The sequence below is a fragment of the Pseudomonas sp. LS2P72 genome (assembly GCF_054897865.1).
Genome location: NZ_CM142708.1, coordinates 1,170,543 through 1,188,308, shown reverse-complemented (window position 1 = coordinate 1,188,308; position 17,766 = coordinate 1,170,543). Strand labels below are relative to the sequence as shown.

17 protein-coding genes, 2 tRNA genes, 1 rRNA gene and 1 pseudogene are annotated in these 17,766 nt (G+C 56.9%); 9 read left to right on the top strand and 12 right to left on the bottom strand.

Translation table 11 applies throughout. The features are described from left to right. Positions 1-237: 237 nt before the first annotated feature. The 4 genes from ACYZUA_RS05385 to tyrS all read right to left on the bottom strand — a co-directional run bounded on the left by ACYZUA_RS05385 (position 238) and on the right by tyrS (position 3,869). Positions 238-313 (bottom strand) — tRNA-Ala (locus ACYZUA_RS05385). Between the two features lie 27 nt (positions 314-340). Next, positions 341-417 (bottom strand) — tRNA-Ile (locus ACYZUA_RS05380). 161 nt (positions 418-578) lie between these two features. After that, positions 579-2,117: ribosomal RNA gene (locus tag ACYZUA_RS05375) — 16S ribosomal RNA — on the bottom strand. 552 nt (positions 2,118-2,669) lie between these two features. Beyond that, positions 2,670-3,869, bottom strand: a complete 1,200-nt coding sequence (gene tyrS, locus ACYZUA_RS05370; RefSeq protein ID WP_461963884.1) for a tyrosine--tRNA ligase — start codon at positions 3,867-3,869, stop codon at positions 2,670-2,672. A gap of 212 nt (positions 3,870-4,081) precedes the next feature. On the opposite strand from tyrS, the gene ACYZUA_RS05365 reads away from it, so the two are divergent. Continuing rightward, positions 4,082-5,506, top strand: coding sequence for a peptidoglycan DD-metalloendopeptidase family protein (locus ACYZUA_RS05365; RefSeq protein WP_461962333.1), 1,425 nt, complete (start codon positions 4,082-4,084; stop codon positions 5,504-5,506). 3 nt (positions 5,507-5,509) lie between these two features. Then, entirely contained in the window at positions 5,510-6,601 is a 1,092-nt protein-coding gene (locus tag ACYZUA_RS05360; RefSeq protein ID WP_461962332.1) for an anhydro-N-acetylmuramic acid kinase, read from the top strand. Between the two features lie 65 nt (positions 6,602-6,666). On the opposite strand, the gene erpA is transcribed toward ACYZUA_RS05360, so the two are convergent. Both erpA and argC read right to left on the bottom strand, forming a co-directional pair. Further along, complete coding sequence (gene erpA / locus ACYZUA_RS05355; RefSeq protein WP_007947969.1) at positions 6,667-7,017, bottom strand: iron-sulfur cluster insertion protein ErpA; 351 nt, start codon at positions 7,015-7,017, stop codon at positions 6,667-6,669. Positions 7,018-7,185: 168 nt separating this feature from the next. Further along, a complete protein-coding gene (gene argC / locus ACYZUA_RS05350) occupies positions 7,186-8,220 on the bottom strand; it encodes an N-acetyl-gamma-glutamyl-phosphate reductase (protein WP_046045401.1) in 1,035 nt (344 codons plus the stop codon). 135 nt (positions 8,221-8,355) lie between these two features. On the opposite strand from argC, the gene hemJ reads away from it, so the two are divergent. The 6 genes from hemJ to coq7 all read left to right on the top strand — a co-directional run bounded on the left by hemJ (position 8,356) and on the right by coq7 (position 12,898). Further along, positions 8,356-8,784 carry a protoporphyrinogen oxidase HemJ gene (gene hemJ, locus ACYZUA_RS05345; protein WP_046045400.1) on the top strand — a complete coding sequence of 143 codons (429 nt, stop codon included), beginning with the start codon at positions 8,356-8,358 and terminating at the stop codon, positions 8,782-8,784. A 33-nt stretch (positions 8,785-8,817) separates the two neighbouring features. After that, entirely contained in the window at positions 8,818-9,786 is a 969-nt protein-coding gene (locus ACYZUA_RS05340; protein WP_461962331.1) for an NAD(P)H-dependent flavin oxidoreductase, read from the top strand. Positions 9,787-9,842: 56 nt separating this feature from the next. Beyond that, a complete protein-coding gene (locus tag ACYZUA_RS05335; RefSeq protein WP_461962330.1) occupies positions 9,843-10,808 on the top strand; it encodes a DUF805 domain-containing protein in 966 nt (321 codons plus the stop codon). A 62-nt stretch (positions 10,809-10,870) separates the two neighbouring features. Beyond that, positions 10,871-11,659, top strand: coding sequence for an SDR family NAD(P)-dependent oxidoreductase (locus ACYZUA_RS05330; protein ID WP_461962329.1), 789 nt, complete (start codon positions 10,871-10,873; stop codon positions 11,657-11,659). An 81-nt stretch (positions 11,660-11,740) separates the two neighbouring features. Continuing rightward, on the top strand, positions 11,741-12,079 hold the full coding sequence (locus tag ACYZUA_RS05325; RefSeq protein WP_008147240.1) for a histidine triad nucleotide-binding protein: 339 nt from the start codon (positions 11,741-11,743) through the stop codon (positions 12,077-12,079). 171 nt (positions 12,080-12,250) lie between these two features. Further along, the gene (gene coq7 / locus ACYZUA_RS05320) at positions 12,251-12,898 is read left to right on the top strand and encodes a 2-polyprenyl-3-methyl-6-methoxy-1,4-benzoquinone monooxygenase (protein WP_008147238.1); all 648 of its coding nucleotides are present in this window, start codon (positions 12,251-12,253) and stop codon (positions 12,896-12,898) included. A 62-nt stretch (positions 12,899-12,960) separates the two neighbouring features. Here coq7 and ACYZUA_RS05315 read toward each other — a convergent pair. After that, positions 12,961-13,044 (bottom strand): annotated as a pseudogene (locus tag ACYZUA_RS05315) (adenosylmethionine decarboxylase); the annotation flags it as partial. Positions 13,045-13,052: 8 nt separating this feature from the next. Continuing rightward, positions 13,053-13,475, bottom strand: coding sequence for an OsmC family protein (locus ACYZUA_RS05310; protein WP_008061600.1), 423 nt, complete (start codon positions 13,473-13,475; stop codon positions 13,053-13,055). A gap of 231 nt (positions 13,476-13,706) precedes the next feature. Here ACYZUA_RS05310 and crp point away from each other — a divergent pair, with 231 nt between their 5' ends. Then, positions 13,707-14,351, top strand: a complete 645-nt coding sequence (gene crp / locus ACYZUA_RS05305; protein WP_461962328.1) for a cAMP-activated global transcriptional regulator CRP — start codon at positions 13,707-13,709, stop codon at positions 14,349-14,351. Here the strand turns inward: crp and ACYZUA_RS05300 are convergent. The 4 genes from ACYZUA_RS05300 to ACYZUA_RS05285 all read right to left on the bottom strand — a co-directional run bounded on the left by ACYZUA_RS05300 (position 14,348) and on the right by ACYZUA_RS05285 (position 17,602). Next, a complete protein-coding gene (locus ACYZUA_RS05300; RefSeq protein ID WP_223431297.1) occupies positions 14,348-15,049 on the bottom strand; it encodes a lipoate--protein ligase family protein in 702 nt (233 codons plus the stop codon). The two genes, crp and ACYZUA_RS05300, sit on opposite strands and share 4 nt — an antisense overlap. Positions 15,050-15,116: 67 nt before the next feature. Then, a complete protein-coding gene (gene trpC, locus ACYZUA_RS05295) occupies positions 15,117-15,953 on the bottom strand; it encodes an indole-3-glycerol phosphate synthase TrpC (RefSeq protein ID WP_461962327.1) in 837 nt (278 codons plus the stop codon). After that, complete coding sequence (trpD, locus tag ACYZUA_RS05290; protein ID WP_046045390.1) at positions 15,950-16,999, bottom strand: anthranilate phosphoribosyltransferase; 1,050 nt, start codon at positions 16,997-16,999, stop codon at positions 15,950-15,952. Before trpD ends, trpC begins: the two co-directional genes overlap by 4 nt. A 9-nt stretch (positions 17,000-17,008) precedes the next feature. Next, positions 17,009-17,602: an aminodeoxychorismate/anthranilate synthase component II gene (locus tag ACYZUA_RS05285; RefSeq protein WP_033056198.1), complete on the bottom strand. Its 594-nt coding sequence runs from the start codon at positions 17,600-17,602 to the stop codon at positions 17,009-17,011. Positions 17,603-17,766: the final 164 nt, after the last annotated feature.

Here is a 17,766-nt window from a genome sequence, read left to right as displayed (position 1 = left end):
AGCAATCTGGTTATACTGTGAAGACGACATTCGCCGAAAATTCGATTCTTGCTCATACAGAGCAACTCACAAATTTTACCTTAGCCTGATCCGTTACCAGTGAAAGTAACGTTCAGTCTATCTTTCTATCACATACCCAAATTTTTAAAGAACGATCTAGCCAAAGACTAGAAATCAACATTCACCATCCTACGATGGAATGCTCATTTCTAAGCTTTCAACAAACAGAAGCAGTAGTGGTGGAGCCAAACGGGATCGAACCGTTGACCTCCTGCGTGCAAGGCAGGCGCTCTCCCAGCTGAGCTATGGCCCCGTATTGCTACAGGTTCCCACACAAAATTGGTGGGTCTGGGCAGATTCGAACTGCCGACCTCACCCTTATCAGGGGTGCGCTCTAACCAACTGAGCTACAGACCCAATTTCGAGCTTTAAGGCCGACCTCACCCTGCTCCTTACCTCAGAGCATGGGGTGCGTTCCAACCAACTAAGCTACAACCTGTTAGGGCTGCTTCTTATCGTCTTCTTCAATGAATCAAGCAATTCGTGTGGGAGCTTATGGAGCAGCTGATGTCGTCGATTAAGGAGGTGATCCAGCCGCAGGTTCCCCTACGGCTACCTTGTTACGACTTCACCCCAGTCATGAATCACACCGTGGTAACCGTCCTCCCGAAGGTTAGACTAGCTACTTCTGGTGCAACCCACTCCCATGGTGTGACGGGCGGTGTGTACAAGGCCCGGGAACGTATTCACCGCGACATTCTGATTCGCGATTACTAGCGATTCCGACTTCACGCAGTCGAGTTGCAGACTGCGATCCGGACTACGATCGGTTTTCTGGGATTAGCTCCACCTCGCGGCTTGGCAACCCTCTGTACCGACCATTGTAGCACGTGTGTAGCCCAGGCCGTAAGGGCCATGATGACTTGACGTCATCCCCACCTTCCTCCGGTTTGTCACCGGCAGTCTCCTTAGAGTGCCCACCATTACGTGCTGGTAACTAAGGACAAGGGTTGCGCTCGTTACGGGACTTAACCCAACATCTCACGACACGAGCTGACGACAGCCATGCAGCACCTGTCTCAATGCTCCCGAAGGCACTCCGCTATCTCTAGCAGATTCATTGGATGTCAAGGCCTGGTAAGGTTCTTCGCGTTGCTTCGAATTAAACCACATGCTCCACCGCTTGTGCGGGCCCCCGTCAATTCATTTGAGTTTTAACCTTGCGGCCGTACTCCCCAGGCGGTCAACTTAATGCGTTAGCTGCGCCACTAAGAGCTCAAGGCTCCCAACGGCTAGTTGACATCGTTTACGGCGTGGACTACCAGGGTATCTAATCCTGTTTGCTCCCCACGCTTTCGCACCTCAGTGTCAGTATCAGTCCAGGTGGTCGCCTTCGCCACTGGTGTTCCTTCCTATATCTACGCATTTCACCGCTACACAGGAAATTCCACCACCCTCTACCATACTCTAGCTTGTCAGTTTTGAATGCAGTTCCCAGGTTGAGCCCGGGGATTTCACATCCAACTTAACAAACCACCTACGCGCGCTTTACGCCCAGTAATTCCGATTAACGCTTGCACCCTCTGTATTACCGCGGCTGCTGGCACAGAGTTAGCCGGTGCTTATTCTGTCGGTAACGTCAAAACACTAACGTATTAGGTTAATGCCCTTCCTCCCAACTTAAAGTGCTTTACAATCCGAAGACCTTCTTCACACACGCGGCATGGCTGGATCAGGCTTTCGCCCATTGTCCAATATTCCCCACTGCTGCCTCCCGTAGGAGTCTGGACCGTGTCTCAGTTCCAGTGTGACTGATCATCCTCTCAGACCAGTTACGGATCGTCGCCTTGGTGAGCCATTACCTCACCAACTAGCTAATCCGACCTAGGCTCATCTGATAGCGCAAGGCCCGAAGGTCCCCTGCTTTCTCCCGTAGGACGTATGCGGTATTAGCGTCCGTTTCCGAGCGTTATCCCCCACTACCAGGCAGATTCCTAGGCATTACTCACCCGTCCGCCGCTCGCCACCAGGTACAAGTACCCGTGCTGCCGCTCGACTTGCATGTGTTAGGCCTGCCGCCAGCGTTCAATCTGAGCCATGATCAAACTCTTCAGTTCAAACATCTTTGGGTTTTTAAGAAACCCTAAACTTGGCTCAGCAATCGTTGGTTACATCTTTGATTTCTCGCGGAGTAACTTGTGATGCTGATAATCTTGTTGACTATCAGTCTGACTCCACAAGCACCCACACGAATTGCTTGATTCAGTTGTTAAAGAGCGGTTGGTTAAGATCTTTCGTCTCAACCGAGGCGCGTATTCTACAGCAGCCTCTGTTGCTGTCAAGCGGTTATTTTTCGAAGTTTTCAAAGTTTCCTTTGCAACTTCAACCACTTGCGCTTGCGATCTCTCGTTAGCGGGAGGCGAATTCTACAGCGTTACTCGCTGCTGTCAACACCTCTTTTGTTCCGCTTTCGACCGAGAAGATCGAATCGTCAAAAGAGCCAAACAACCTCGCTCAATCAACTCCTTCTGGGCTTCGATGACCTGAAGCAACTCACTGTCGAATACTGCGTAACTCATTGTTTACCAAGGAGTTTTCCGTTTCGACTGCGCCGGAAGTGGGGCGAATTATAGACTTCCAGAATCTGCCGTCAACACCTAATTCGAGCTTTATTCGGATTTGAGCGTAATACGCGCAAATGCCTTCTTCCCGGCCTGGCAAACATGGGTCGCGCCCAGTACGTATATAAAGGTGCGATCGACAACCTCACCATCTATACGCACACCACCAGAACCTAGAAGGTCCCGCGCGACAGCCGAGTTCTTGACCAGGCCTGCCTTATTAAGGACAGCAGCGATCGGCATGTCTTCAGTAGCAGTCAATTCGATCTCCGGCAGATCGTCCGGCAGCTCGCCTTCCTTCATCCGGTTACCCGCCGCACGGTGAGCATTGGCCGCAGCCTCTTCACCATGGAAACGCGCAACGATCTCTTCGGCCAGCTTGATCTTGATATCACGCGGATTGGCACCCGCCTCGACATCAGCACGGAACTCATTGATCTCATCCATGGAGCGGAAGCTGAGCAATTCGAAGTAGCGCCACATCAGCGCATCCGGAATGGATACCAGTTTGCCGTACATCACACCCGGCGCTTCCTGAATACCCACGTAGTTGCCCAAGGACTTGGACATCTTCTTCACGCCATCCAGACCTTCGAGCAGCGGCATGGTCAGAATGCACTGAGCCTCTTGACCATATCCACGCTGCAGTTCGCGCCCCATCAACAGGTTGAATTTCTGATCAGTGCCACCCAGCTCGACGTCCGCGCGCAAGGCGACCGAGTCATAACCCTGAACCAGCGGATAGAGGAATTCGTGAATGGCAATTGGCTGATTGGTTGTGTAGCGCTTATCGAAGTCATCGCGCTCAAGCATGCGAGCTACGGTGTACTGCGAAGTCAGGCGAATGAAGTCCGCCGGCCCCATCTGATCCATCCAGGTGGAGTTGAACGCAACTTCGGTTTTCGCCGGATCAAGAATCTTGAAAACCTGGGCCTTGTAGGTCTCGGCATTCTCGAGAACCTGCTCGCGGGTAAGAGGAGGACGCGTCGCACTCTTGCCACTCGGATCGCCGATCATCCCGGTGAAGTCACCTATAAGGAAGATCACCTGATGCCCCAGTTCCTGGAACTGGCGCAGCTTATTAATAAGCACGGTATGGCCCAGGTGCAAATCCGGCGCGGTCGGATCGAAGCCTGCCTTAATACGTAGCGGCTGGCCACGCTTGAGCTTTTCGATCAGCTCGGACTCGACCAACAGTTCTTCCGCACCACGTTTAATCAGCGCTAGCTGTTCTTCAACCGACTTCATAACAGACCCGCAAGGCTCGAATTCAAAGGGAACCAACCATACAAGATCGCGCGTCAAATACAAGTTTTGCCCGGCGCACGGACGTCAATCCACGGACACAGCGTTCGCGGACTTGCTTCAGAGATGATTTGGTTATATTTTATACAGTTATTTCATCTTCATCATGTCATTCATCTTTTCCAATTCATCTTTTTCAAAGTCAAAAATTACCTATGACCAAAGAATCGTCTAAAGCGCCGCCGCTTTACCCGAAGACCCACCTGCTCGCAGCAAGTGGCATCGCCGCCCTTCTGAGCCTGGCGCTTCTGGTATTTCCTTCCAGTGATGTTGAAGCCAAAAAGACAACCCTGAGTCTTGAACTGGAAAGCCCAGCTGAACAACTGACACAAGATCAAGACGCTGCCGAAGCGGTCCAAGCCACAAATGAGCCAGCAGCTTCCCCTTTCGCGCAGATCGAAAACGACGCCGAAGAACTCCAGGAAACCGCTCAGGCCGCGCCAGTGCCGGCGCCTGTGATCGAAGAAAAAAAGTCTCCAAACCACAGGGAAGTGATCGTTTCTAAAGGCGATACCCTCTCCACCCTGTTTGAAAAAGTCGGCCTTCCAGCAGCTTCGATGCATGAGGTACTGGCCAGCGACAAACAAGCCAGGCAGTTCAGCCAACTCAAACATGGCCAGAAACTCGAATTCGAACTGAGCCCCGATGGCCAGCTGACCAACCTGCACAGCAAGGTCAGCGACGTCGAAAGCATCACCTTGACCAAGAATGACAAGGGTTATGCATTCAACCGCATTACCGCCAAGCCGACCGTGCGCTCTGCCTACGTTCATGGCGTGATCAACAGCTCGCTGTCGCAGTCCGCTGCACGCGCCGGTTTGTCCCACAGCCTGACCATGGACATGGCCAGCGTGTTTGGCTATGACGTCGACTTCGCCCAGGATATTCGCCAGGGTGACCAATTCGATGTCATCTACGAACAGAAGGTCGTCAACGGCAAGGCTGTCGGCAACGGCCCTATCCTTTCCGCTCGCTTCACTAACCGCGGCAAGACCTACACCGCCGTGCGTTACACCAATAAACAAGGCAACAGCAGCTACTACACTGCTGACGGCAACAGCATGCGCAAGGCGTTTATCCGTACCCCGGTGGACTTCGCCCGCATCAGCTCGAAATTCTCGATGGGCCGCAAGCACCCGATCCTGAACAAGATCCGCGCTCACAAAGGCGTCGACTATGCAGCACCGCGCGGCACTCCAATCAAGGCAGCCGGTGACGGTAAAGTATTGTTGGCCGGTCGCCGTGGCGGCTACGGCAATACCGTGATCATCCAGCACGGCAATACCTACCGCACGCTGTACGGCCACATGCAGGGCTTTGCCAAAGGCGTGCGGACTGGCAGTAGCGTCAAACAAGGCCAGGTGATCGGCTACATCGGCACCACCGGACTTTCCACCGGACCGCATTTGCATTACGAGTTCCAGGTCAATGGCGTGCACGTCGACCCACTAGGCCAAAAGGTGGCGATGGCCGATCCGATCTCCAAAGCCGAGCGCGCACGTTTCCTCGCGCAGAGCCAACCGCTGATGGCGCGCATGGATCAAGAAAAATCCACGCAACTGGCTTCGAGCAAGCGCTAAGCCATGACGCTCTATATAGGTGTGATGTCCGGGACCAGCCTCGATGGCCTGGACATTGCGTTGATCGAGCTGACTCCGACGATCAACCTGATTGCCACGCACTACATCCCAATGCCTGAATCCCTGCGCACCAAGTTGCTTGGCTTGTGCGCCAGCGGCCCGGACGAGATTGCCCGCTCCGCCATCGCCCAGCAGAACTGGGTGAACCTGGCAGCAAAGGGCATTCATACCCTCCTCGACCAACAAAATCTGAAACCCGAAGACATTCGCGCGATTGGCAGCCACGGCCAGACCATTCGCCACGAGCCGGCGCGCGGCTTCACCGTGCAGATTGGCAACCCTGCCCTTCTGACCGAATTGACCGGCATCACCGTGGTCAGCGACTTTCGCAGCCGCGATGTTGCGGCTGGCGGACAAGGCGCCCCACTGGTCCCTGCCTTTCACGAAGCGTTGTTTGAAGAGCGCGCAGGCAATCGCGCGGTATTGAACGTTGGCGGATTCAGCAACCTCAGCCTGATTGAACCCGGCAAACCTGTTGCGGGTTTCGACTGCGGTCCAGGAAACGTTCTGCTGGATGCCTGGATTCACCAGCAACGCGGAGACAACTTTGATCGCGATGGCCAATGGGCTGCCAGCGGCAAAGTCGAACCGGTTCTGCTGAAAGAACTGCTGAGCGATCCATTTTTCGTGACCAAAGGCCCCAAGAGCACCGGCCGCGAAGTGTTCAACCTGCCATGGCTGACACAACATCTATCGAAACTGCCGAGCTTCGCCGCCGAAGATGTACAGGCCACCCTGCTCGAACTGACCGCCCTGACCATCGTCGAATCACTGCAAAGCGCTCAATCAGATACCCAGGAACTGTTGGTCTGCGGCGGCGGCGCCCACAACGCCACGCTGATGAACCGCTTGGCCAGCTTGCTGCCAAACACCAAGGTCAGCAGCACCGCGGCTTACGGTGTAGACCCGGACTGGGTCGAAGCCATGGCGTTCGCCTGGCTGGCCCATTGCTGCCTTGAAGGCATCGCTGCCAATCGCCCGAGCGTCACCGGCGCCCGTGGCCTGCGCGTACTTGGCGCCATTTACCCCGCTTAATCTGCACAGCAAAACGCCGCAGAGCCCTGAGGCCATGCGGCGCTTGGTGATGCGGTGACTTGCGATCAGATTGAGAACGAAGAGCCGCAACCACATGTGGTGCTGGCGTTCGGATTCTTGATCACGAAGCGCGATCCTTCCAGACCTTCCTGATAATCCACCTCGGCACCTGCCAGGTACTGGAAACTCATCGGATCAACAACCAGACTCACACCTTCGCGTTCGACGATGGTGTCATCATCGGCCACTTCTTCATCGAAGGTGAAGCCGTACTGAAAACCTGAACAACCGCCGCCCGTAACGAATACGCGCAGCTTCAAGCGATCATTCCCCTCTTCATCGACCAGGCTCTTCACCTTGTGCGCGGCACCGTGGGTGAATTGCAAAGCCGTGGGGGTGAAGGATTCGACGCTCATGCTAACTATCTCCCGGCGTTACGCCGCCATAATGCGTGATGACGCGCATTATCCGCTTCTCCTAGAAAATCGGTCAACTATTGTTACGGTATATCAATCAACCCAATCGTAAGCCCGGAATGCAAAAAGGCCCGTCGAACGGGCCTTTTTGCTGAGCAGGATAAAGCCTTACGGCAGCATGCCTGCATGGGACAGACCCAAGCGCTCATCCAGACCAAACAGGATGTTCAGGTTCTGCACCGCCTGACCCGACGCACCTTTGACCAGGTTGTCGATCACCGACAACACCACCACCAGATCACCATCCTGCGGACGATGCACGGCGATACGGCAAACGTTGGCACCGCGCACGCTGCGGGTTTCCGGATGGCTGCCAGCGGGCATGACATCGACGAACGGTTCGTTGGCATAACGCTTTTCAAACAGCGCCTGCAGATCCACGGAGCGATCCACGACAGTCGCGTAGAGCGTCGAGTGGATGCCTCGAATCATTGGCGTCAGGTGCGGAACGAACGTCAAACCGACGTCCTTGCCCGCAGCGCGACGCAGGCCCTGGCGGATTTCCGGCAAGTGACGGTGACCTTTGACGGCGTAAGCCTTCATGCTTTCCGACGTCTCGGAGTACAACGAACCTACAGACGCGCCACGACCGGCGCCACTGACGCCGGATTTGCAGTCGGCGATCAAACGCGTGGTGTCGGCCAGACCTGCTTCCAGCAATGGCAGGAAACCCAATTGCGTAGCAGTCGGGTAGCAACCCGGCACGGCGATCAGACGGGCCTGCTTGATTTGCTCGCGATTGACTTCCGGCAAGCCATAGACCGCCTCTTCCAGCAGTTCCGGCGCGCCGTGTGGCTGACCGTACCACTTGGCCCACTCATCGGCGTCTTGCAGACGGAAGTCCGCCGACAGGTCGATGACTTTGGTCCCGGCAGCCAGCAACTCGCCGGCCAGGGCATGAGCCACACCGTGAGGCGTGGCGAAGAACACCACGTCGCAAGCGCCCAGCGTCTTGATGTCCGGAACGCTGAACGCCAGGCCATCGTAATGACCGCGCAGGTTCGGATACATATCAGCCACGGCCAGACCGGCCTCGGATCGGGAAGTGATGACTGCCACTTCAGCTTGCGGATGTTGCGCCAACAGACGCAGCAGTTCGACACCGGTGTAACCCGTGCCGCCGACGATACCGACCTTGACCATAAACCTGCCCTCAACGAACCCACTGGAAAGCCGTCGATAATAGGGTGCGTATCGTCCTGCGACAACCGGCAAGGTGACGTGCGGAGCTCCAAGCCTCTACTATCCGGGCTACCGTGAACCTGGGAATAACTAAAAATGCTTTATCTGTGGCTCAAAGCGCTTCACATCGTCAGCATGGTCTGCTGGTTTGCCGGCCTGTTCTACCTGCCGCGCCTGTTCGTCTATCACGCCCAAAGCGAAGACACCGTCAGCAAGGAACGCTTCAGCATCATGGAGCGCAAGCTGTACCGCGGCATCATGGGGCCGGCGATGATCGCCACCTTGATTTTCGGCATCGCACTGATCGGCCTGAACCCAAGCATATTCAGTCAAGGTGCGTGGATTCACGCCAAGCTGACCCTGGTGGTGATCCTGATCGGCTACCACCATATGTGCGGCGCCCAGGTAAAACGTTTTGCCCGTGGCGAGAACACCCGCAGCCATGTCTTTTATCGCTGGTTCAATGAAGTGCCGGTTCTGATATTGCTGGCTATTGTAATTCTGGTCGTCGTTCGGCCGTTCTAACTCCAATAAGCACAACTCACCGGGGTACTTCCAATGTCGCTGCCCGCTCTGCTTGAACAACGCTTGCGTCTGCCTGTGGTGGCAGCGCCAATGTTCCTGATCTCCAACCCACAACTGGTGCTCGCCTGCTGCCGTAATGGCGTGGTGGGCAGCTTTCCTGCGCTGAACCAGCGCGAAAGCAGCGGGTTCAAGGCCTGGCTGGAAGAGATCGAAGCAGGATTGGCGACATTGGACAATCCAGCGCCTTATGCGGTGAACCTGATCGCCCACAACACCAACCCGCGACTGCAAGCGGACCTGGCGATCTGCATCGAGCACAAAGTGCCGATCGTGATCACCAGCCTCGGCGCCGTGAAAGAACTGGTCGATGCAGTGCACAGCTATGGCGGTCTGGTGTTCCATGACGTGACGACTCGTCGTCATGCAGAGAAAGCCGCCGAGGCCGGGGTCGACGGTTTGATCGCGGTGGCAGCAGGCGCCGGTGGACACGCCGGAACCTGGAGCCCGTTCTCGCTGATTGCCGAGATCCGCCAATTCTTCGACAAGACCCTGCTGCTGGCCGGTTGCCTCAACCACGGCCACGAGATTCTCGCGGCACAATTGCTTGGTGCGGATCTGGCCTACTTCGGCACGCGATTTATCGGCACCACCGAAAGTCATGCGTCTGACGCCTATAAAGAGATGCTGCTGACTTCCAGAGCCGCAGACATCGTCCATACTCCAGCGGTGTCGGGAGTACCGGCGAGCTTTATGCGTCAAAGCCTTGAGGCTGCGGGTTTCGACATGGCCGCACTGCAAGGCAAGGGCGAAGTGAACTTCGGCTCCAAACTCAAGCCAATAAGCGATGAAGCCAAAGCCTGGAAAACCGTCTGGTCCGCAGGCCAGGGTGTCGGTGAGATCGATGACCTGCCAAGTGTCGATCAATTGGTCGCTCGCCTTGATGCCGAGTACCGCAAAGCACTGGAGCTGGCGGCAGCGCTGCCCAAGCGCTGGCCACGCTGACAGGAAAACTTGGCCAGTCCATTCCGGCTGGCTTTACACGACAAGGATGCCTAGCAATGAGCGAAAACCGTTTCAAGATCGTGTTCGACGGCGCTCTACTGCCAGGTGTTGACGTCACCACCGCCAAGCTCAATCTCGCCGAGTTGTTCAAAAGCGATGTGGCTGCCATCGAGCGGCTGTTCAGTGGCAAGCCGGTTGCGCTCAAACGCGACCTGTCGCAAATCGATGCGCAGACTTATCTCCAGGCACTGACCAAAACCGGTATCGATGCCCGGATTGAATCCGAACCCTCGATCGAGCTGAACCTGTCCGACGTTCATGAACACGCCCCGGGCGTCGCGGCAGATCCCGAATCCCCTTACGCACCACCTCGGGCTACCGTTGGCGAAGCCTTGCCTGAATTTTCCAGACTCAAGCCGTTCAGCTTCGAGGGTCGGATCGGCCGCTTGCGTTATCTCGCCTGGACGATGTCGCTGACGCTGGTGACCCTTGGCGTTGGCGCTGTGCTTGCTGTTTTCGGCTTGGCCCTCATTACTACGGACACGACCGCCGGCCTGATTCTCGGTGGCTTGCTGGCCTTTATTCTCGTCGTGGCGCTCGCGTTCGTCAGCATTCAGTTCAGTGTCCAGCGCCTGCACGATATCGGCTGGTCTGGCTGGCTCTGGCTGCTGACTCTCGTGCCGTTCGTGGGCAGCGTTTTTCCGTTCGTGATGATGATCGCGCCAGGTAATAACACCGCCAATCGATACGGTCCGCCACCACCGCCCAACAGCACCGCGGTAAAGGTCCTGTCTTCATTGTGGCTGGTGTTTATCGCGATCCTGTTCATCGGAGGACTGACCGGAGGTCTTACTACCATTCAGAGTGAATACGAAAGCGCCACCCGGAACAGCTATGAAAGTGACTCGGTGACCACCGAAGAGATCGAAGATCAAACCGCCGTGGAAGCAGAGCCAGCGCCAAATTCGGCCGACGAAGCAGCCGAAGCAGCCCAGCCCCCTGTAGACTCTGCCAAAGAATGAACAGCGCTCCCCGTCCGTGACACCTGCGTCGCCGGCGCGGAGCTGTTGCGATGGAGAAATGCATGACCCGTTACGCTCTGATCACTGGCGCTTCCAGCGGCATCGGCCTGGCGATGGCCGAAGCGTTGGCCCGACGCGGCCGCAGCCTGATACTGGTGGCCCGTCAGCGTGATCAGCTGGAAACTATTGCTATTGAGTTGACCCAACGTTTTGGCGTGGAAGTGTTGTTCCGAGCCTGTGACCTCGGCGAGCCGCTACGGCTGTCCGGTTTTCTGCTGGAGCTGGAGGAAGGTGACCGGCAGATTGATTTGCTGGTCAACTGCGCCGGCATCGGTACCTGCGGCCCTTTTCTGGCTCAGGACTGGATGACCGAGCAGGACCTGATCGAAGTGAACATCCTCGCGCTCACTCGCCTGTGTCACGCGATCGGCAACAGCATGGCGCTGCAGGGCGGCGGGCAAATTTTGAATGTCGCCTCGGTGGCGGCGTTCCATCCAGGCCCGTGGATGAGTACTTATTACGCCAGCAAGGCTTATGTGCTGCACTTTTCCGAAGGGTTGCGCGTCGAACTGAAAAAATGCGCGGTCAAGGTGTCGGTGCTCTGCCCCGGCCCTACCCGCACGGCGTTTTTCCGCACCGCGCAATTGGACAACGGCAAACTGGTCGACAGCAAAATGCTGATGAGCCCCGAGGAAGTCGCGCTCTACACCGTGCGGGCCCTGGAGAAAAATCGCGCCATCATTATTCCGGGTCGACGCAACCGCTGGCGCGCCTTCCTGCCGCGGATCGGCTCGCGCTGGCTGACCCGGACAATCGCCGGCATGGTCAACAAGGCTTACTGCCCGCGCTGATCGCACCCTCAAGGTAAAAGGCTGGGCTCGGGCATAACCCATGGTTACACTCAGGCCAGCCCAAACAACGGAGAAAAAGCTGTGGATACTCTGTTCACCAAGATCATCAACCGGGAAATCCCGGCGAAGATCATTTACGAGGACGACCAGGTACTGGCCTTCCACGACATCGCCCCACAGGCACCGGTGCATTTTCTGGTGATCCCGAAAAAAGCGGTGCGCACGCTTAACGACCTGACCGAGGACGACAAGGCATTGGCTGGGCATATTCTGTTCACCGCCCAGCGTCTGGCCCTGGAACTGGGTTGCGAAGAGGGCTTTCGCGTGGTCATGAATTGCAATCCACTGGGTGGGCAGACCGTCTATCACATCCATATGCATGTATTGGGTCAGCGCCAGATGCATTGGCCGCCGGGCTGATTCATTACCCTCCGTTGTAGGAGCACAGCTTGCTGGCGATGGCGTCATTGAAATCGCCATCGCCAGCAAGCTGTGCTCCTACAGAAGAAGCCTGCGTCGCAATGACCCAGCGCAAACCTTCGCCGGCCGATTGGGTTAAACTGGCCGCCGAGATTCTTCCCGGAGGTCAGCATGACTACCCAACGTCACTACTCGCCGATTGACCGCCTTCTGCTGCAAGCGGATGCCGCGATGCGTACCTTGTTGCCCTTCAGTGGTCAGCCGTACCGTCCTTCACCCGCTATCGTTCAGCCGGATGCACAAATGAGCGACGAAGACACCCGGCACGTCGCCGGTCTGATGCGCATCAACCATACTGGCGAAGTCTGTGCCCAGGCGCTGTATCAGGGTCAGGCCCTGACCGCGAAGCTGCCGCAAGTGCGCGCCGCCATGGAGCATGCCGCCGAAGAAGAAATCGACCACCTGGTCTGGTGCGAACAACGCATAAAACAGTTGGGTAGCCACACCAGCATTCTCAATCCGCTGTTCTACGGCATGTCGTTCGGGATTGGCGCGGTGGCCGGGTTGATCAGCGATAAAGTCAGCCTGGGTTTCGTTGCCGCGACCGAGCATCAGGTGTGCAAACACCTCAACGAACACCTTGAGCAACTGCCAGCCGAGGACGAAAAGTCCCGGGCGATCCTCGAGCAGATGCGCATTGATGAAGAACACCACGCCGAAAGCGCGCTGGAGGCTGGGGGATTCCGCTTCCCGGCACCGGTGAAGTTCGGCATGAGCCTGATGGCCAAGGTCATGACCAAGAGTACTTATCGGATCTGATCCCAAACACTGAGCACAAAAAAGGCGCTTTTTCAGCGCCCTTTCTTTTTGCTCGCAGAAAATCAGTTCGGCATGTTGCGCGCGTAGAAGATTTCCAGCATTTCGTGTTTCACACGCTCGGTCACCTGAGCACGGTCATCTGGGGAATGTCGATTCAACCGAGCTCGATGATCTCGTAGTCGTGTGTGATCTCTACGCCCGCCGCACCCAGCATGATCGACGCCGAGCAATACTTCTCGGCAGACAGCTCGATGGCGCGTTTGACCTGGGCTTCTTTCAAGCCTCGGCCCTTGACCACAAAGTGCATGTGGATCTTGGTGAAAACCTTCGGATCTTCGGTGGCGCGCTCGGCTTCGAGGAAGGCTTCGCAGCTTTCAACAGCCTGACGAGACTTCTTGAGAATGCTGACCACGTCGAAATTGCTGCAACCGCCAACACCCAGCAGGAGCATTTCCATCGGCCGGACACCGAGGTTGCGACCGCCGGCATCGGGCGGACCGTCCATGACCACGACATGACCGCTGCCGGATTCGCCGAGGAACATGGCTTCGCCAGCCCATTGGATGCGTGCCTTCATCGCCAAGACTCCACTGTCTAAAAAAGGGTCGCCAGCTTAGCACAGGGGCCTTGATTGACGGCGTCTCGCCTTCCTACGACGCATGCCGCTGCGCTGTAGGTAAATTCTCGAATATTGCAGGAAGTGTCTGTTAAGCTGGCGCCAATTCACTGGCGCATGGCCAGTTTTGTAGCAACCTCAGCGACTCATAAGAAAACCAAACACACCGTGAAGTCTTTTCGGGATACAACCATGGTTGCTATTACCCCAACACCCAAAATCAAGAACCTCGACAAGCTGCTGATGCACTGCCAGCGCCGTCGTTATGCGGCCAAAAGCAACATCATTTGTGCCGGCGATCGTTCAGAAACCCTGTTCTTTATCATCAAGGGTTCGGTGACGATCCTGATCGAGGATGACGACGGCCGCGAAATGATCATCGCCTACCTGAACACCGGAGACTTTTTCGGCGAGTTGGGCCTGTTCGAACAGGCCGGCCTGGAACAGGAACGCAGCGCCTGGGTGCGCGCCAAGATCGAATGCGAAGTCGCGGAGATCAGTTACGCGAAATTCCGCGAACTGTCCCAACAGGATCCAGAGATTCTTTACGTACTCAGCGGACAAATCGCACAGCGCCTGCGCAATACCACCCGCAAAGTGGGTGACCTGGCGTTCTTCGACGTCACCGGCCGCGTCGCACGCTGCCTGCTGGAACTGTGTAAACAGCCAGATGCGATGACTCACCCGGACGGCATGCAGATCAAGGTGACCCGTCAGGAAATCGGGCGGATTGTCGGTTGTTCACGTGAGATGGTCGGACGCGTACTCAAGGATCTGGAAGAACGCAACCTGGTGGACGTCAAAGGCAAGACCATGGTGGTCTTCGGTACGCGCTAAACCCTGAACATGTCTGCCAGCAACTGGCGGTACAACGTGTCGAGTCGCCCCAACGCATCAGGTGCTGCATATTTTTCATGAAGAGCAATGTGGCTCTCGGCGCGAACTCGTTGCTCCAGGCCACAGGCTTCATTGAAACGGTTAACCGCCGCAACCATCGACTCACGCTCGTTATCGAGCAACAAAGCACCGTGCACCAACCCTACCGGACGCGTACCGCCCTTGCTCTGGCGCCAGCGTTGAGCCGTGCCGACCATCTTGCGCCCATCAAGGTTGACGTTGAAACGCCCATCACAGAACGCACCCTCTATTTCGCCCAAAGACGAAACGCCGCCCAGTTCATCGAGTAACTGACAAATCGGATCGCAAAGCCTGCGATAACCGGTTTCGATACGGTTCTGGTCACCCTCGCTACGCGGTGGCGCGTAGACCAGCGCGATGTTGATCGTTGAGGCCGATTGCGGCACCGGTTCACCGCCGGTTTCGCGCAACAGCACCGGCCAACCTGCCGCCGCCGACACTTCGCACGCGGCCTCGAACCCAGGCAGACGATTCAACCGTCGCGGCATGACCAGCGCCTTATCACTGGGCTGCCAGAACAGCAGGCCAAACTCCGAATCGCCGGTGCAAACATGGGCCAACAGATCCTGTTCGGCGAGCAGGCCGGCTTCGACGGTCAAGGCGATGGGCTGGGTCATGGCAGTAGACATCCTTTGTTTGGGGTATAAAAAAGCCGGCATCGCCGGCTTCTTCATTAGGTCACGTTCAGTCGAGTGTAGAACCGCTTACTGCGATACCACGCTCAGGAAAGAACAGACGCTGCAGTTCGGTGCCCGGGCTTTCGGCGCGCATGAACGCTTCGCCAACCAGGAACGCGTACACATCGCTGATTTCCATCAGCTCGACATCGGCCCGGTTGAGAATGCCACTTTCGGTGATCACCAAGCGGTCACGCGGGATACGCGGCAACAAATCGAGGGTGGTTTCCAGATTGACTTCGAAGGTGTGCAGGTTGCGGTTGTTCACGCCGACCAACGGAGTGTCGAGGGTTTTCAAGGCCCGCTCCAGCTCGGCGCCATCGTGAACTTCCACCAGCACATCGAGGCCGACGCTTTTGGCCACGGCAGCCAACTCGGCCATTTTCACGTCATCCAGTGCGGAGACGATCAACAGCACGCAGTCGGCGCCCAACGCTCGGGCTTCAATGATCTGGTACGGATCGATCATGAAGTCCTTGCGGATCACCGGCAGATTGCACGCTGCCCGCGCCTGTTGCAGATACGCATCGGCGCCCTGGAAGTAATCGATATCGGTGAGCACTGACAGACAGGTCGCGCCGCCCTTCTCGTAACTCTTGGCGATGTCGGCGGGAACGAAGTTCTCGCGGATAACGCCTTTGCTCGGTGAAGCTTTTTTGATTTCTGCAATGACCGCTGGCTGCTTGAGCTTGGCCTGAGCCAACAATGCCTTGGCAAAACCACGGGGTGCATCGGCCGCCTTGGCCAGACTTTCCAGCTCCGCCAGGCTTACGCGAGCGCTACGCTCGGCGACTTCCTGGACTTTACGGGCCAGAATGTTTTCCAGAACCGTCGGTACACTCATCCCTCATTCTCCACTTTGAATACCGCGGTAAAAGCACCCAACTCCTCCAGTTTTTCCCGAGCGAGGCCTGTGTGCAGCGCATCGTGCGCCAGGGCAACGCCTTCTTTCAAACTGCTGGCATGGTCGGCGGCGTACAGCGCGGCACCGGCATTGAGCATAATCATTTCCGCGGCTTTCTGGCCGTTCTCGGTCTTGCGCTTGCCCAGGGCATCGCGAATCAACTCCAGCGAGGCCGCCGGGCTATCCACTGCCAGACCGTGCAGGCTCTGGCTCTTCATGCCGAGGTCTTCCGGCTCGACCCAATACTCGGTGATCTGGTCATCCTTCAATTCCGCCACAAAGGTTGGTGCTGCCAGACTGAATTCGTCCAGGCCATCCTTCGAGTGCACCACCAGCACGTGCTTGCTGCCCATACGCTGCAAGACTTCGGCCAGCGGCCGGCACAACGCCTGATTGAACACGCCCACCACCTGATGCTTCACGCCGGCCGGATTCGTAAGCGGGCCGAGCATGTTGAACAGCGTGCGCAAGCCCAGCTCCCGGCGCGGGCCGGCGGCGTGCTTCATCGCGCTGTGATGGGTCTGGGCGAACATGAAACCGATGCCGACGTTGTCGATGCAGCGTGCTACCTGAACCGGCGTCAGGTTCAGGTAGATACCCGCCGCCTCCAGCAAATCGGCGCTGCCGCTTTTGCCCGAGACCGCACGGTTACCGTGCTTGGCCACCGTGCAACCCGCCGCCGCGACCACGAACGAGGAAGCGGTCGATACGTTGAAGATGTTCGCACCGTCGCCGCCGGTGCCCACCACATCGACCACGCCGTCGAGGGTCTTGAGTTCGACCTTGTCTGCCAGCTCGCGCATGACCGACACGGCGCCGACGATTTCGTCGATGCTTTCACTCTTCATGCGCATGGCCATCATGAACGCGCCGATCTGCGCGTCCGTGCATTGACCGGTCATGATTTCGCGCATGACATCGCGCATCTCTTCGGTGCTGAGGTCGAGCTGCTCGACGATACGGCTCAGGGCTGTCTTGATATTCATGAAAAGTCCTTAGCGCGTGCCGCCGGTTTGTTTGAGGAAATTGGCGAACAGCTCATGGCCCTGTTCGGTGAGGATCGACTCAGGGTGAAACTGGACGCCCTCGATATTCAGTGTCTTGTGGCGCAGGCCCATGATCTCGTCAACCGAGCCGTCTTCAAGCTGGGTCCAGGCGGTCAGTTCCAGGCAATCGGGCAGGGTTTCGCGTTTGACGATCAGTGAATGATAGCGGGTGACCGTCAGCGGATGGTTCAGGCCTTCGAAAACGCCTTTGTCCTCGTGGAACACCGGGCTGGTTTTGCCGTGCATAACCTGACGGGCGCGGACCACATCGCCACCAAAGGCCTGGCCGATCGACTGATGCCCCAGGCACACGCCGAGGATTGGCAATTTACCGCCAAAATGTTTGATCACATCAATCGACACGCCGGCTTCGTTCGGCGTGCAAGGGCCGGGTGAAACGACGATCCGCTCAGGGTTGAGGGCTTCGATTTCGGCAATGGTGAGCTCATCGTTGCGCACGACTTTGACCTGGGAGCCAAGCTCACCGAGGTATTGCACAACGTTGTAAGTAAAAGAGTCGTAGTTATCGATCATCAGCAACATGGCTTAAGAACCTCTTGAATTTACTGACTTTGAATACAGCCTTCGAATGATTTACCCGCAGCGTCCTGCACTTTGTCAGTCGCTGGAGTCGCGATGCAAAGCGGTTTGTCTTGCGGGTAAAGAAGGCAAAGCGGTAAAGATCCGGCCGGGCCGGCAGAAGGATT

Coding starts and splice junctions, on each gene's coding strand:
- hemJ (WP_046045400.1), top strand. CDS start 8,356: ATGCTTTATCTGTGGCTCAAAGCGCTTCACATCGTCAGCATGGTCTGC.
- ACYZUA_RS05335 (WP_461962330.1), top strand. CDS start 9,843: ATGAGCGAAAACCGTTTCAAGATCGTGTTCGACGGCGCTCTACTGCCA.
- coq7 (WP_008147238.1), top strand. CDS start 12,251: ATGACTACCCAACGTCACTACTCGCCGATTGACCGCCTTCTGCTGCAA.
- tyrS (WP_461963884.1), bottom strand. CDS start 3,869: ATGAAGTCGGTTGAAGAACAGCTAGCGCTGATTAAACGTGGTGCGGAA.
- argC (WP_046045401.1), bottom strand. CDS start 8,220: ATGGTCAAGGTCGGTATCGTCGGCGGCACGGGTTACACCGGTGTCGAA.
- ACYZUA_RS05330 (WP_461962329.1), top strand. CDS start 10,871: ATGACCCGTTACGCTCTGATCACTGGCGCTTCCAGCGGCATCGGCCTG.
- erpA (WP_007947969.1), bottom strand. CDS start 7,017: ATGAGCGTCGAATCCTTCACCCCCACGGCTTTGCAATTCACCCACGGT.
- ACYZUA_RS05310 (WP_008061600.1), bottom strand. CDS start 13,475: ATGAAGGCACGCATCCAATGGGCTGGCGAAGCCATGTTCCTCGGCGAA.
- ACYZUA_RS05300 (WP_223431297.1), bottom strand. CDS start 15,049: ATGACCCAGCCCATCGCCTTGACCGTCGAAGCCGGCCTGCTCGCCGAA.
- crp (WP_461962328.1), top strand. CDS start 13,707: ATGGTTGCTATTACCCCAACACCCAAAATCAAGAACCTCGACAAGCTG.
- trpD (WP_046045390.1), bottom strand. CDS start 16,999: ATGAATATCAAGACAGCCCTGAGCCGTATCGTCGAGCAGCTCGACCTC.
- trpC (WP_461962327.1), bottom strand. CDS start 15,953: ATGAGTGTACCGACGGTTCTGGAAAACATTCTGGCCCGTAAAGTCCAG.
- ACYZUA_RS05365 (WP_461962333.1), top strand. CDS start 4,082: ATGACCAAAGAATCGTCTAAAGCGCCGCCGCTTTACCCGAAGACCCAC.
- ACYZUA_RS05285 (WP_033056198.1), bottom strand. CDS start 17,602: ATGTTGCTGATGATCGATAACTACGACTCTTTTACTTACAACGTTGTG.
- ACYZUA_RS05360 (WP_461962332.1), top strand. CDS start 5,510: ATGACGCTCTATATAGGTGTGATGTCCGGGACCAGCCTCGATGGCCTG.
- ACYZUA_RS05340 (WP_461962331.1), top strand. CDS start 8,818: ATGTCGCTGCCCGCTCTGCTTGAACAACGCTTGCGTCTGCCTGTGGTG.